The organism is Leeuwenhoekiella sp. H156 (genome assembly GCF_052218455.1).
GTDB classification, from domain to species: Bacteria; Bacteroidota; Bacteroidia; order Flavobacteriales; family Flavobacteriaceae; genus Leeuwenhoekiella; species Leeuwenhoekiella parthenopeia.
Genome location: NZ_CP197499.1, coordinates 1431925 through 1447755, shown reverse-complemented (window position 1 = coordinate 1447755; position 15831 = coordinate 1431925). Strand labels below are relative to the sequence as shown.

General features: G+C 43.7%; 9 protein-coding genes. All 9 read right to left on the bottom strand.

The window, feature by feature from the left end; translation table 11 throughout:
- Window positions 1–104 precede the first annotated feature (104 nt).
- On the bottom strand, window positions 105–1010 hold the full coding sequence (locus ACSSS3_RS06040; RefSeq protein ID WP_442846833.1) for an alpha/beta hydrolase: 906 nt from the start codon (window positions 1008–1010) through the stop codon (window positions 105–107).
- Window positions 1011–1021: 11 nt separating this feature from the next.
- Complete coding sequence (gene bglX / locus ACSSS3_RS06035) at window positions 1022–3298, bottom strand: beta-glucosidase BglX (protein WP_442846832.1); 2277 nt, start codon at window positions 3296–3298, stop codon at window positions 1022–1024.
- Between the two features lie 92 nt (window positions 3299–3390).
- Window positions 3391–4161 (bottom strand): prolyl oligopeptidase family serine peptidase, encoded by a 771-nt coding sequence (locus ACSSS3_RS06030; RefSeq protein ID WP_442846831.1) that lies wholly within the window; start codon window positions 4159–4161, stop codon window positions 3391–3393.
- 8 nt (window positions 4162–4169) lie between these two features.
- On the bottom strand, window positions 4170–5570 hold the full coding sequence (locus ACSSS3_RS06025) for a glucoamylase family protein (RefSeq protein ID WP_442846830.1): 1401 nt from the start codon (window positions 5568–5570) through the stop codon (window positions 4170–4172).
- Window positions 5563–6933 carry a glucoamylase family protein gene (locus ACSSS3_RS06020; protein ID WP_442847405.1) on the bottom strand — a complete coding sequence of 457 codons (1371 nt, stop codon included), beginning with the start codon at window positions 6931–6933 and terminating at the stop codon, window positions 5563–5565. Before ACSSS3_RS06020 ends, ACSSS3_RS06025 begins: the two co-directional genes overlap by 8 nt.
- Before the next feature lie 14 nt (window positions 6934–6947).
- On the bottom strand, window positions 6948–8369 hold the full coding sequence (locus tag ACSSS3_RS06015; protein WP_228228745.1) for a RagB/SusD family nutrient uptake outer membrane protein: 1422 nt from the start codon (window positions 8367–8369) through the stop codon (window positions 6948–6950).
- Between the two features lie 11 nt (window positions 8370–8380).
- Window positions 8381–11494 (bottom strand): SusC/RagA family TonB-linked outer membrane protein, encoded by a 3114-nt coding sequence (locus ACSSS3_RS06010; protein WP_228228744.1) that lies wholly within the window; start codon window positions 11492–11494, stop codon window positions 8381–8383.
- 226 nt (window positions 11495–11720) lie between these two features.
- Window positions 11721–14426, bottom strand: a complete 2706-nt coding sequence (locus ACSSS3_RS06005; RefSeq protein ID WP_442846829.1) for a hypothetical protein — start codon at window positions 14424–14426, stop codon at window positions 11721–11723.
- 139 nt (window positions 14427–14565) lie between these two features.
- The gene (locus ACSSS3_RS06000) at window positions 14566–15789 is read right to left on the bottom strand and encodes an MFS transporter (protein ID WP_442846828.1); all 1224 of its coding nucleotides are present in this window, start codon (window positions 15787–15789) and stop codon (window positions 14566–14568) included.
- Between the last annotated feature and the right edge of the window lie 42 nt (window positions 15790–15831).

Genomic DNA, 15831 nt, shown 5'->3' with positions numbered 1-15831 from the left:
AAGTCAAAGCAGTAAAATAGTATTACGACCTGAGGTTAAGCCAGTATTAAGCTATTGCATTGGGGGTGATTTACACGCAACAGGGATCAATTGCGCAATGTCGATTAGTTGTTTTCAACAGATTCCTCGTGCTGAATAAGCTGTTGTTCGTTAATTACTGCATTTAGAAATGTAGCAATTTGAGTGGTGTAGGTATAGCCTAAGCCGGCCCAGTCGTGATTGCCTCCAGGTGCGGTGAGCAAGGTGTAGGATGCTTTGAGTTCTTTCAGTTTTGCTGCGATAAACTCATCACCATCTAAAGGCAAAAAGCCGGGACTTTCATAAGGACAAAAATGATGCGGAGCGCTGGAATATGGAACCAAATTATCTGCATCGCCATGAATAAAGAAACCCGGAACTGCATTTTCTGACGTTAGGTAGCGGGCATCTACCACAGCTCCTGCAAAAGATACCACGGCAGCGATTTTCGGGTAATTGCCCAAATCCTTAAAATCGGGATGCTGCGCCATATACGCGGTGTTTAAAATACCTTCAGCACCGGCGCTGCTCCCGGCAAGAATTATTTTTTCAGGATCAAAACTAAAATCCGGATTTGATTTAAGATAACCTAGCGCATCCAGAATATCGGTTGTGGTTTGTTTAAAGGTTTCCAGTTTTTCGGAAGCCGGGCAATCGCAACCAAAGCCCGTCGCTTTGCCCTTGCGGGTTAGGTGATAGCTTATAGAAGCTACTGCGTATCCCTTAGCGGCCATAGTTTGTGAAAATTCGGTTTCCTGAGCATTATCGCGTTTCCCTCCCGAAAAACCACCACCATGAACCAGCACGATTAGCGGGCGTGAGTTGTCGTTTTTATTTTGATTTGCTGTATAAAAATCAAGCTTTAAGGTGTCGGCATAGGTGTGTGTAGATTTTACCAAATCTGCATAGACCTGACCCACGTATTTTTGTTGGGCTCCCAGAGTAAAGACTGAAAAAAGAAGTGTCGCGAATATGCAAATTTGGCGTATCATCCCGGCTAATTTTAGTTAAGCGTAAAGGTTTCTTTTAGGGAAGCATTGCTGTTTCCACCCACAAAGATTTCAAATTCTCCCGGCTCAGCTACAAACTCAAGTGCTCCGTTGTAAAATTTGAGATCGTCGGGTTCTAAAGTTAGTGTAACCGTTTTGGTTTCTCCCTTCTTTAAAAACACTTTTTCAAAGCCTTTAAGTGTGCGTACCGGTGGCGTAATGCTGCGTATTACGTCGTGCAGGTATAATTGCACCACTTCTTCACCGTCGTGGTCTCCGGTATTGGTCACATCAACCTGTACCTCCAGAGATTCACCGGGATTGATTTCTTTTTTAGCTAACGAAAGTTTTCCATATTCAAAAGAAGTATAGCTCAAACCATAACCAAAGGGAAGCAAAGGTGCATTGGGCGAATCTAAATATTGCGATTTAAACTTCTCAAATTCAGCAGATGGTGCAGGACGACCTGTGTTTTTCATACTGTGATATACAGGGATTTGTCCTACGTTACGCGGCCAGCTTGCTGTAAGTTTTCCGGAAGGATTGTAATCTCCAAAAACCACATCTGCAACGGCATTACCGGCTTCAATACCGGGATGCCAAACCTGTAAAATACTTACGGGAAGGTCCATTTCTTCGGTGATGACCAGCGGGCGGCCACTCATCAAAACAAGCACTACCGGTTTTCCGGTTTTTACGAGTTCGCGTATTAATTGCTTCTGACTGTCAGGGATGCTGATGTCTGTACGGCTTCCGGCTTCGCCGCTCATTTCGGTGGCTTCACCTACCACAGCTACAACCACATCAGCATTTTTTGCAGCAAGAAGTGTTTCTGCTAAAAGACTTTCCGGACTTTCCTCTGAGATTTCAATTCGCGGACCAAAGACGTTTACTTTTTTCGCGAATGCGGAATCATTAGAGATGTTGGTACCTTTAGCATAGGTAACCTCCGCCTGTGGCGCTACATTTTTGAATCCGGTTAAGATAGATACTGAAAGTTGAGGGTTGCCGGTAGGTGCCCAGGTACCCAGCATATTGTTTTTACTGTCTGCCAGCGGACCAACAAGCGCGATTTTAGCATTTTTAGCCAGCGGAAGCGTATTGTTTTCATTCTTAAGTAAAACGAAAGACTTACGTGCTGCCTCGCGGGCAATTGTCTTGTTTGCATCGGTAAGAATATCGCGTTGCGGTCTTTTAGAATCGGAATATTTATAGGGATCTTCAAACAGACCCAGTCGGTATTTAGCCTCCAGAATGCGACGACAGGCCTGAGTAATGGTTTCTTCGGTAACCTTACCTTCTTCAACAGACTTTTTAAGGGTGGTTAAGAAACCTTCGCCCACCATATCCATATCAAGCCCCGCATTTATGGAAAGCGCAGATACGGCCTGTAAATCGCCCATACCATGCGCGATCATTTCGTTCACCGAAGTATAATCTGAAACTACAAAACCGTCAAAGCCCCAGCGGTCGCGAAGTAGGGTTGTGAGTAACCATTTGTTTCCACTTGCGGGCACACCATCAACGTCATTAAACGAACTCATGACACTCTCGGCACCTGCTTCAATAGCGGCTTTGTAAGGAGGCAGGTATTCGTTAAACATTTTAACCCGGCTCATATCGGTGGTGTTGTAATCACGGCCACCTTCTGAAGCGCCATAGAGTGCAAAGTGTTTTACGGTGGCGATCATTGTATTTTCGGCGGTAAGATCTTCCTGTTGGTAACCTTGCACCATTGCTTTTGCGATTTGAGAACCCAGATATGGGTCTTCCCCGGCACCTTCGGCAATACGGCCCCAGCGCGGGTCACGCGCTATGTCAACCATAGGTGAAAAGTTCCAGTTGATGCCGTCTGCAGTGGCTTCCTGAGCAGCAATCTGAGCTGTTTTCTTTATCAGCTCCATATCCCAGCTGCTTGACAGTCCCAACGGAATAGGAAATGTGGTTTTATACCCGTGAATGACATCAGAACCTATAAGCAGCGGAATGCCCAGACGTGTATTTTTTACCGCCAGTTCCTGCGCCTGTCTGATTTTTTCAGGTCCTGCAACCCCAAACAAACCGCCCACGTTGCCGGACTTTATTTTATCTTCTACATTTTTACTCACCACCGAGCCTGTTGCGACACCACCACCGGGAGTGAGTAAGTTAAGCTGACCTATTTTTTCTTCAAGGGTCATTTTTTTTAAAAGGGCTTCTACTTCAGGAATAGCCTGTCTTTTTTGGGCAAATACAGTAGTGGCAAGACAAAGCAGACCGATAATTAGAAATCTGGAACGAATACTTTTCATATTTAGAATTTTGTTACCCACCGAAAATCTGTGTTTTAGTAGTTTCGTGGGTTTTGACTTAATTGCCCGTTAAGGGCTTTTAACTTCAGTTTTTATTTGGTGTGACTAAAAAGCCACAACAGAAAATCGGGTTCGGCAAAAGCCGGATCCCAACTGTTGTGATTGGCGTCTTCATACACAGTAACCCGGGGTTTGGCTCCCGCTTCGAGCATGGCCTGTGCCATCTCTAGCGAATGAATGGGGTTTACCACATTATCTTCAGCACCGTGAATAACCCAAAAAGGGGTATTTAGCGCATAGTTTTGTACTTCGCTGGTGCTTCCGGCGCCGCAAATCGCAATGGCTGCAGCGAATGTTTCGGGGTTGCGTTGCACCATTTCGTAAGTGCCCATTCCGCCCATAGAGAGCCCTGCGATATACACTCGTGAAGGATCTGCTTTTCCGTCTTTAATAAAAGAATCGACCAAATCTGCGGCCATTTGCAAATGAGGCGTAGGCTTTTGATCCGGATGAAAGGTAATCCCGATGGGATACGTGCTTCGGTCTACATCAACATTGGCCCAGTACGAATCTTTAGGACACTGCGGAAAAATCACAATTGCCGGGAATGCATTGCGGTTGCCGGTATCTGCAAATACTTTAGAGCCGTGTACCAACTGGCTTTCATTATCTGAACCGCGCTCACCTGCACCGTGTAGAAACAATACTAAAGGATACTTTTTTCCGGCCTCGTAATTGACCGGATATTGTATACGGTACTGCAAACTGTCATCAGCTTTGTGGTAAACAGCGCGCTCAAAACTTTCCTGTGCCAGCATTGCAGCTGAGGTAAAAAGTATGAGGGCAAATAGTGATAAACGCATATTCATTGTTACTTAGGAATAGTGTAGTTAAAATTAAGTTTGTCAAGACCGGCCTGTACGCGCTCATTTTGCATAAACAGTTTCCAGAGCAGACCGCTTCGGTAATTTTCAATCATAACGAGAATGGGACCCTGATCAATCGCCAGATAGGCTTCGGCCACTTCATAATTTTGAACCGGGCTGAAGGCATCATAAAAGCCTACCGGGCCCATTAAAATATTCTTGAGTTCATAGAATCGGCGCAAAGCAGCCATTGATTTTTCAGGGGTGTAGGGAAATGAACTCAATGCTGCTGTTGGCGTAATAACACCGGTATCATTACCCGGACTGTGGGCGGTATATCCCAGACTTCCATCTGCATTAATGGTATAACTGGCAGTCAGACCCCATAGATTGGAAGCATAACCCGGCCAGTTTTTGGGGTTATCCACACAGTACGCATAATTGCTCAACGCATGATTAACGGTTGCGGTCTCGTAATTTACATAGGCATCAGATAAGCCAAATGGATTAAGGCCTAAATAGGAATAATGCGCCCAAAAAAGCGGTCCCCCGGTTTGCTCTTCGCCCGAGTGTCGCACTTCAAGCGGGTAAGCGTAGGCCACTGCCGAAGATTTAATACCGCCATTTTGCGCCCAACCCTGATTGTAAACTTCCGTATCAATAGAAAAGTCTTTGGACGCTGCTGCCATCACATAAGTGATTAAGGTCTCATTGTACCCCTGCAGTCTCAAATTGATCGCAAATTCATTCTCCGGGCTCCAATGCCAGTACAGTACCTTTTCACCTTTGGTAAACCAGTTCCATTCAATCCCGTCAACCAGGTCAAAGGCTTTTTGAGCAAGAGCCTGTTCTTCGGTAGAGCCGTTTTTAAAATATTCGCCTACGGTGATAAGCCCCTGAGCTACAAAGGAAGTTTCCACCAGGTCTGCGCCATCATCAAGCGCACTGAAAGGGATAACATCTCCGGTAGCACCATTGATCCAATGTGGCCAGGCGCCGTGAAAGCGGTCTGCTGTTTCGAGGAAATTGATAATTTTTGAAAGCCGGTTAAAGCCTTCTGTTCTTGAAACAAAATTGCGTTCAATCCCCACAAGAATTCCCATCAATCCAAAACCGGTACCCCCAGAAGCAACTACTTGCTGATCCCGGGTAGGATTTGCAGGAATGTAGCGTTCTTTTGCGGCCCCAGATTCTGCATTGGCATAATCCCAAAAGTATTTAAAGGTTTCGCTTTGCGTAAGATCTAGTAATTCGGCATCACTAAGTTGGGCCTCCGGCTCGGGATTACCACCACCATTGCCTCCATCGGGATTTTCCTCCGGCGGTTCAGCTACAGGATCGGGGCTGTCACTGGAGCAACTCCAAATAGGTATAATGCTTAGTATTAGAAATACGTATTTAATCATTTTGAGATTTTAGATACGGACTTTCAAATCCGAGCTTTCTGAGTCCGTTTAAGACATCTTCATTTTTCATAAACAACTCCCAGAGCAGGCCGCTTCGGTAATTTTCAATCATTACCGGAATGGGTCCCTGATCAATCGCCAGGTAGCGTGGTAAATACCAGTCGTCCTGTAAGCTGAATGCATCATAAGGACCGTACTCCCCAATGTATTGCGGAAGATCGGTATAGAGATGACGCAAAAATGCCTGACTTTCTTTAGGGGTGTAAGGCATCGAGGATAAAGCGGCGGTCGGGGAAATAACACCCAGGTCTTCGCCGGGGCGGTGACCTGCATAACCATTTATAGAATAACTGGAAGTCAGACCCCATAAATCAGGACCATAGCCTTTGTAGTTTTCGGGGTTTTCGACAGCATATTCATATTGAATTTTAGCGTGATTTACGTTCAATTTCCAATAATCTCCGTACTGATCAGACAATCCTTTTGGATTTAATCCCAAATAGGAATAATGCGCCCAAAACAATGGGCCTACAATAGCCTCATCATTGTGTTCAAAGTGATTGAGAACCGTACGCATACCATAAGCGGTTGTATCCTGTGCGATTTTGCCATTTAATGCCCAGCCCTTTTCGTAAACATCTTTAGAAACGGGATGCGTGGGCGATGCGGCTGCAAGTACATACATAATTAAAGCCTCGTTGTAACCCCCAACAGGGAAGTTCATCTTCCAGCCTACGTTAGGAGACCAGTGCCAGTACAATACATCTTTGCCCTGCGTGTACCAATCCCATTCAACTTCCTGCCATAGTGTATCAATCTGGTTTGCTAAAGCCTGTTCGGCCTCATTACCGTCACGATAGTATTCAGCTACAGCTAACATTCCCTGTACCAAAAAAGCGGTTTCTACCAGGTCACCTCCGTCATCGTTTTTGCTGAAAGGTTTAACCTTTCCTGTAGTGCCATCAAGCCAATGTGGCCAGGCGCCGTGAAACCGATCTGCCTGTTCCAGAAAGTTGACCATTTTTTGAAAGCGTACTAGTGCCGAATCTTTTGGAATAAAACCCCGCTCGACTCCTGCCAGTATAGCCATAAAACCAAAACCGGTACCACCTATGGTCACCACGTTTTTGTCATTTGAAGGGTAAATGCCATCCATATGAATACGCTCAGGAGCAAGACCAGAGTCTGGGTTGGCACCATCCCAAAAGTAATTGATGGTTTGTTTTTGTACCGAATCTAAAAGGGCTTCGTCAGAAATCGAATCGGAAGTCGCCTTAGCGACCTCCTGATTCTGATTCTCTGTTTGCGATTCTTTACATCCTGGCAGGGATAGAAGAATCAATCCAACTAAAAATAAACGCATGTGCTTTTTCATCATTACCATCCCGGGTTTTGTCTCATTGATGGTGTTTGAACGAGTTGATCGTTAGGTATGGGGAACACTTCGTGCTTACCTTCTATAAAAGTTTTTCCGTCAGCAGCCATGGCTTCTTTGGCTTGTCCTGTGCGAATAAGATCAAACCAGCGGTCGTGCTCCATAGCGAGTTCCAGACGACGCTCTTTCCAGATGGCGCGTCTAAGCTGAGCCTGATCTGTGGTAGTTACCGCAGGTAAATTTACACGGCTGCGTACCCGGTTTAAAGGAGTAAGAGCAGCAGCAGACTGTCCCAACTCGTTTAAGGCTTCAGCGCGTATTAATAGAATTTCGGCAAAACGTAAAACGCGAATGTTCTTATCTCCATCACCTTGCCCTGCGTTTGCAGAAGAATAGGCTTTTTCGCTATAACGCGGATTTTCAACACTGGTACTTACTACTCTGCCATCCCAAAGTGTTTCGCCTGCAAAAATAATGGTAGCATCACGACGTATAACATCTCCTTCGGCATTGAAGGCATCCTCCAGATTTTTTGAAGGTGAGTTGAAACCCCATCCCCATCCGCTGGGTCCGCGAGCTCCCTGAGTTTGAGAATACTGTTGAACCCCGTGTTGCGGGATTTCACCACGAGCCTGAATTTCAAAAACCGACTCAGGACCATTTTCGGTAGATTCTCTCCAGATGGTAGCATAATCTGGCTCCAGATCGTATTGATTGGATGTGATTAAGTTATTTGCCATATCTGCTGCCTGTTGCCATTTTTCCTGATAGAGGTAAACCTTAGCTAATAAACCCTGAGCAGAACCTTTTGTTGCACGACCTATATCTGAAGATGCATAGTCATTTTTTAAAGGCAGGTCGGCAATTGCTTCAGTAAGATCCTGCTCAATATAGGCATATACCTCTTCAACCGAAGCGCGCTCTACCAGATCTATGCTTTGAATAGGTACGTCACCAAACGAACGTACCAGCCAAAAGTAATTGAGTGCACGCAAAAATTTAGCTTCGGCAATGATGCGCTCTTTAGGAGCACTTGTGGGACCCTCATAAAGTTCGGTAAGCTCGATTGCCTGTCGTGCACGCCCAATAGTTTTGTACCATTGGGTCCACATTGCCCGTACAGAAACAGATGAGGTTGTATGATTGAGGTTATCCAGTTCCCGTTTGTCTGTTCCCGTGTCTGTAGGAGAACTCCCTTTATCTGAATTGTCGGAAATCATTTCGGTAATTCCTAAATACGAAAAGGCATAGGAAAAGTCAGTATGCATTCCATAAACACCTGTAAGGAAATTTACAGGTTCAAAATCTTCACTGTCATCAGCTACGGGATCAACAACCTCTACTTCTTCTACAAAATTGTCGCAGTTAACAAGCAGCATGCCTGCAAAAAGCGTGAGTATTATATGTTTAAATGTTTTATTCATCGCTTTATTTTTTAGAGTTTGAAATTGGCGCCCAGTATAAATGAGCGTGTATTGGGGTATGCAGAAAGCTCAATACCGGTTGTCCCGTTAGGAACTCCACTTTGATTTAATTCTGGAGTAAAACCGGAATACTTTGTAAACATAAACGGGTTTTGCAAGGTCACATAAACTCTGGCGCTATTGATAAAATTGCTCAATTCGGGCAGAGTATATCCCAGTGTTATGTTATTGATTCGGAAATACGAACCGTCTTCCAGGTAGTAGGAAGAAGCCTCGACATCCCGTTCTGCACCGGGATTTACATTTGTTGAGCCGGGACCTGTCCATCTATTATTGAATTGCTCGGCAGAGATGTTTTCACCACCTATACGCGTGTTGTAAAGTCCGTTATATACTTTGTTACCACCTACACCAAAACCGGAAACACTCAGGTCAAAGCTTTTGTAGTTTGCGCCAATATTAACCCCGTAATTGTAGGTTGGGATATACGAACCGAAGTATTTTTTATCGCGGTCGTCAATAACACCGTCTTCATTTTGGTCAACATAACGCAGGTGTCCGGGTCTGGCATTTCCTATCGACGTATTGTTGTCAATCTCTTCCTGAGTTTGCCATACGCCGTCTGCCTCATACATCCACCAGGCAAAAATGGGCTGACCGTCTGCAAGGCGTTTGGTTATACGACCATTTCCTAAACTTCCACCTGTAGCGCCATCATAAGCAGGCTTAACATTTTGAACGCGGTTTTCGTTTGTAGAAAAATTCAGACCAATATTGTATGAAAAATCAGAACCTATCTGGTCTCTCCAGTTTACTAAAAATTCAAAACCGGAGTTGGAGATTTCTGCCGCTTCATCAAAGAAATTAGAACTGAATTCTGAATTGAGAATAGGTCTAACATTAAGAATTGCATTTGTGTTTACTCTGTTGTAGTAGTCGATAGTACCACTAAGACGTCTGTTAAGCATCGCAAAATCAAAACCTACTTCAAATTCTTCAGTCACCTCCCATGATAGTGGAATAGCAGGTGTTCCCAATGCAGCACCAATGATTAAGCTTTGAGCAGGACCAAAAACGTAATTGGTGTTTCGGCTTCCATCACCCGAATTGATAGACTGTACGTTGAAAGGAATCGCCTGATTACCCAGTTTACCCCAACCTGCAAATAGTTTAAAATTATCCAGAACCCCGTTATCTTCCATAAAGGATTCATTAGTAAGCGTCCAACCTAAACTGAAGGCCGGAAAGTAGCCAAAGAAGTTATTATCACCGGTGACAAAATCACTGGTTCCATCTCTTCTCAATACGGCACGAAGGTAATAGCGGGAATCGTAGTTGTATTCTACACGGCCAAAATACGATTGCAAATTGGTGCTTTGATAGGTGTCACCACCTACGCTGTCGTCAAATAAGCGATCTGTTCGTAAGTCGAAATTGCGCAGGTTGCGCTCAGGTCTTACATCGTAGCCCTGTGAGGAGGTAAACTCACCTCCCTGATAGTTTTCACGGCTCAATCCAACAGTAGCGCTGATGTTATGCTTGTCAATTTCTTTGGTGTAGGTCAAAAAGCCTTCCACATTCCATCGGTATGATTCGGTACGGCTTACGCTGTACGAGTTGTTTGCAAATTCGGTTGAAACAATGCCATCACCATTTGGGTCACCTCTTTCCGTATCAAAAGTGGCTTCAGATCTTCTTGGGTCTGCGTTAAGCCATTGTGCTCTGATGTCTGAAAAGCTGTGGTTTGTAGAGTAGAATTTTGTTGCTGCAAAACGGGTGGTCAGCATCAAATCATCTGTAATATCTAATTCTGTTGCTATTTGACCCTGAAGACTGGTAGTATTGATATACGTGTCTTCAAAAAATACCTGAGATACCGGGTTAGCGTGTGTGTTTAATCGTCCTACGCGCTGACCGGGTTCACTTTCAAAAGTTACTATTCCCGTATCCTCGTTAACAAAAGACTGTCCAAATAAGCCGTTATCATATCGTACAGGTACGAGAGGAGATTGTCTGTAAGCACTACTGAATGCTCCGAAAGGTTTAGGAGTTTCATTAGTATAGGCAATATTCAGGTTTTGAATAATCCTGAAGTTGTCATTAAACAAATGGTAGGTGTTGTTATTTCTGATAGTACCACGTCTAAACTTCTGACCGTCCAGAATACCTTTTTCTTCAAAAAGGTTGTAGCTCAAGAAATAGTCGATATTGTCTGAAGCTCCTGAAACGGAAAAGCTGTTGTTGTTGATTAAGCCGGTTTGTAGCAATTCGTCGTACCAGTCTGTGTCATAACGCTGATTTTCCTGAAGCAAAAAGCCGTCATTTGCAGCGCTTTCCTCATTAAAGTATTGAATATACTGGTCTGCATTTGCCATTTTAACCTGATTTAAAATGGTTTTTGCACCGTAGTAAGATTCAAACGAGAATACGGGCTTACCACTTTTACCTCGTTTGGTAGTAATTAAAATAACCCCGTTTGCAGCTCGTATACCGTAGATGTTTGCATATGAAGCACCTTTAAGGAAGTCGATAGATTCAATATCGTTTGGGTTTATGCTGCGAATATCGCTTAGTGGCTGACCGTCTACTATATAAAGTGGAGAACGCCCACCTTCGGCAGTACCCAGACCACGCATTAAAACAGTGGGTGTAGAACCCGGCGCATCGTTTGCAATAATGTTTACACCGGCAACTTTACCCTGTACTGATTGAATCGCAGTAGTAGCGGGTTGTTTGGTGATTTCTTCGCTGTCGATAGAAACAATTGCACCGGTTATATCAGATCGTTTTTGATTACCATAACCTACTACAACGACTTCGTCAAGTTCACTGGTTTGATCCTGCAACGCGAGGTTATACACATCGTCATTAGTTACAGAAAACGTTTGCGATTGGAAACCTAAATAAGTAATACGTATTTGGTCACCTACGCTGGCTTCTAATGAAAAGTTACCGTCAAAGTCGGTTACGGTGTAGGTGTCTTTGTCAACTACCTTTAATTCGGCGCCCGGTAAAGGCACATCCCGGGTGTCTGTAATAGTACCCGTAATGGTCTTGGTTTCCTGAGCTGAAAGGGAGAATGAAAACAGACTCAGGACAAGCAAAAAGCTAATTTTACATTTCATATACTTTACTTTTTGAATTGGTTTTTTAAAATTCTGGTGTGAATATAGGAGACTAAAAATCCAAACGAACTACATAAAAAATACATCAAACTGTTAATTGATGTTAATAACCATAAAATAAGGCGTTTATATATTTAAAACTAAAATTTACAACGTTTGCGAAATGCGTTTGATGTAGTTTTGAGAAAGTCGAAAATGTAATTTTGAGCTATTGATGTATGAGAATCTAGTAATTTTTGATAAGAAATTTTGAAAGATTCTTACCGTTTTTTAAGCCCAACTTTTTACGCAGACGATAGCGATGAATTTCTACCCCTCTCACCGAAATTGCCATTAAAGGGGCGATCTCTTTTGTAGCCAAATTCATTTTTAAATAGGCACAAAGTTTCAAATCTTTCGAACTCAAACCGGGATGGTCTTCCAGTAGTTTTTGAAAGAACTCGTCGTTGATTTCTTTAAATGTGGTTTCAAAAACCTTCCAGTTATCCTTGGCATCAATGATGTGATTGATCTTATTTTGAATATTGGATACCTTTTTGGGATTGCCGCCTTTTTCTTTTACTTCTTCGAGTTCGTTTTTTATATCGATGAGGCTGCTGTTACGTTTTGCAGCCAGGTAGGTGGTATTCGCAAGTTCTTTCCGCTTTGCGTTAATTTCCTGCAACAGTTTATTACGCTCTGCGATTTGATTTTTACGATCTTGCTCTTTTATGAGCCTAAGCTCTAACTCCCTGCGGTGTTTGTTGAGTTTTTGTCTGTTTATATACGCGATGAGAACAACCACGCCCAGGAGCAACATCACATAGACACAGAGCATCAGGTTTGACAAATACCAGGGTCGTAATACGGTAAAACTTAAGGTAAGAGGTTGGTCACTTTTTGCTCCCTTATTAAACGACCAGATGTTGAGGGTGTAATCTCCTGCAGTAAGGTTCTGAAAAGAAAGAGCTTTGCTAAACTGGCCTTTCATACCGTTAGACAGATCATAAACAAAAGTAGGGTCGTGCAGGGAAGGCGCAGCGATAAATACGGTGAGGTTTGCGGCCTCCTTGTATGGGATTTCAAATGTTTTTGATGTGATTTTCCGAGTTTCATCTGCGGTTTGAAGGCCGGTAAGCAGTGGGGCCTGCACGCTGCTCTGATCGTGATCTGCCTTTAGACTCGCAAGATTGATGCGGCCAAAGCCTTCATTTAGGGTGATGTAAAAAATACTGTCGTTGTGTTGAATAATTGTCTCATAGTTTTTTACAATACGGCTTTCCAGTAAGGGCTCTACAATATACAGGCTGTCCTGTTTAAAATCGGTATAAATCAGGCCATTGCCTTTTCGGTTTTTGAACCAGTAGAAGCTATCTCGGTCATTGATCAAAGCATAGGAATGGTAGTTTTTGAGTTCTTTAAAGTTCTCAAGTGTATCGTTTATACGGTTATAACGATACCACTCTCCTGCGTTGTAAAAGGCGATTTGACCTTCTATCTGATGAATATGTGTTTTATAGGCCGAAAGTCCCCCCAGATCGTCGTAAGATTCTACATTTGATATTTTTTGCCTGGGTAAATCAAGCTCTGCCCTGTAAAAACCCTTATAGGGATGTGCTGCCCAAAGGTTTTGATTGTTTTCAAATAATACTTTTTCTACCGGTCCCGGTTTGCTTTCATCCAGAGGAAGCATTTTAAACTCATTTTGCTCAAAATGAAACCGTCGCAGACCGTTATAGGTATAATTAAGGAATTGACCGGATTGCGGGATTTGTACAAGGCCGTAACTTCCGGAGCTACCCGTAACCAGATCAAGCTTGTCATTTTTAAGTTCAAATAAGCCCAGGTTGTGATTGATAAAAAGCCTGTTGTTTATAGTCGTAAACTTCCACACCTGACCCTGAGAGCCGGGTATGAAACTGATGCCTGAATCGGTAATTTTATGAACGCCCGTATTTGTACCGGCATAGGTAGCCCCATTAAAGAAAACCAGATCGTAAACAGCACCCAGCTCACCCGTATTATCAAGAAAGTACTGCACTGCAGTATCGGGGAGAACCAGGTCTATACCATTGTCAAGGCCTATCCAGATCTTAGAACCGGCTTTGTGTAACGAGAGCACCGTATTGTTCTGCAGTCCATTTTGTCTGAAATGATTCTTTAGATTTCCGGTTCGGGTGTTGTAATAGGCGATTCCTCCCTTTACAGTGCCTAAGATCAAAAGCTCATCATTTACCGGTTGTATTTTATTGAGCTCGTTGATCTCCAGAAACTGCGTGAGCGCAGCATTTCCCCAGGGCTTCAAGCCATTGTTTTCAAAAACGAAAATTCCGGTTCTACGGGTACCGGCAAGGATTTTTCCATCAAAATTGCTGAGTTCTATAATCGCACTTTGGTTAACCCTTGCTGTGGTTAAGGTGTCTATTTTGTTATTTCTGAAGCGGTATAACTTACCCCCATTAGAACCCAAATACAAGTCATTATCGTGCTGCTCCATTGCGGTAATGACAAAACCGGGCTCGTGTGCTTCAATTTTTTCGCCGTTAAAAACATAGAATTTTCCAAAAGACCTGAAGTAGACCGTATCGCCAATTGAGCCTATTTGCCAGAATTCTTCATTTTGAAATGTCGCGTTTATAAGATGAGTAAGTGACGTATAGTGTAAATCGCCGGTTTCTGTGGTGGTCCAATACCCAAACTCTTCATAAGAACCGGTATAGATGCGATCGCCATGGCAAAAAACAGAGCGTATGGTGGTGTGGTTAGGTAGCGTAAAGACTTCCCAACGCTGACCGTCAAAACGCAGTAAACCTTCATTGTTAGCGACAAACAACACACCATCTTCATTAGTGCTGAGGCCCCAGTTTTGACTTGCGGCATTATAATCGCGGGTACTGTAATTGGTTACCGGTGGAAAGAAATTCTGACCATAACCCATTGTGGTTAAGGCCAAAAAAAAGCAGCATACCCAATATATTTTATGTTTTAACAGCATATGGAAAGGTAATTAATGCTTTTGCACGTTTCAACCGTAAAATTACAGGAAAGCAAGTTGGTCTAGTAGATTTAGGTTCTTAAATGCTGTTAAAGAACTAATCTGAATCTTTTACAGCTGTAGATGAAATCTGCCCCAACCGCTGCGCATTTAAGGTTGCCAGTACCACAACGCCAAAAAGAACCAGAATCAGATACGTGAAGGCCACACCCTGATCGATGAGATAGCCTATAAGCAAAGGTGCCAAAGCGGTGCTCAGGATCATAGACATCGAGAACAGGCTGTTCACGGCGCCCAGTTTTTCGGTGCCGTAGACTTCGGCGAGTACGGCAGATTTCACCGTTCCGGCGAGGCCGGTAGTCACTCCGTTGAGAATGAGAAAAATAAGTGCGCCGGCAATGCCGTCCATAAAAGCAAAGGGCAGAAGCCCCAGCGCCTGAGGGATCAGAAAATACCGATACAGGCGTTTGGCGGTAAACCGGTCGACCCAGATTCCACCTACGATAGACATCAAAAACCGGGTTGCGGCATAACCTGTAAAAAATGCCGCGTAGAGTGAAACAGACCAGCCATTTTCTTCGACGAAAACGTATTGATAAAAGAAAATCGCTGTTGAGGTAAATGCCAGGGCAAAGGTAGAAGGCATCAGGACCATAAAGCGTTTGTCTTTAAGAATTCCGCCAAAATCTTTAGCCAATACTTTAAAAGAAGGTCGTTTGGATACCTGTTCTTTTCGGTCAAAATAACTGAGGTCTTTAAACCACAGGAATCCCAGATAAATCAATAACATCCCGGCGCTGGCCTGGGCCGCAACCTCAAAGCCGTAGGCAAGGATTATTGAAGTAATAATTATGGGAAAAATAGCCTCACCCATAGGGAAGCCCAGAGCCGCAATACTCAGGGCTTTACCCCGGTTTTCACCAAAATACCGCGACATCACGGTCTGGCTGATGTGACTCATCATCCCCTGTCCGGTAAGCCGTAACCCGATCATCGCCAAAATCAGCAGGCTGATGTGGTAAGGAGAAAAACTGAGCAGCAGGCACGAAAGTATAAGTCCCAAAATGTTGAAAAACACCACTTTTTTAACCGGTTTATGATCTATGGTGTGGCCTACGGTTAACAGAATTACTGAGGCAATAACGGTTCCCAAAGCGTAAATACTGCCAAAAGTACCTTCAGAAATACGGAAGGTTTTGAGCACTTCGGGCACGTAAAGCGAGATTAAAAACGTCTGCCCAAAACTGGATAAAAAAGTAAGGACCCAGCCAAAACTCGCAGATTTAAAATGGTTTTTGAGAAAGAGAAGGAGGTTCTTCAAAACGGACTTTTTCTGGAGCGTAAAAGTACTAAACCCGAACCG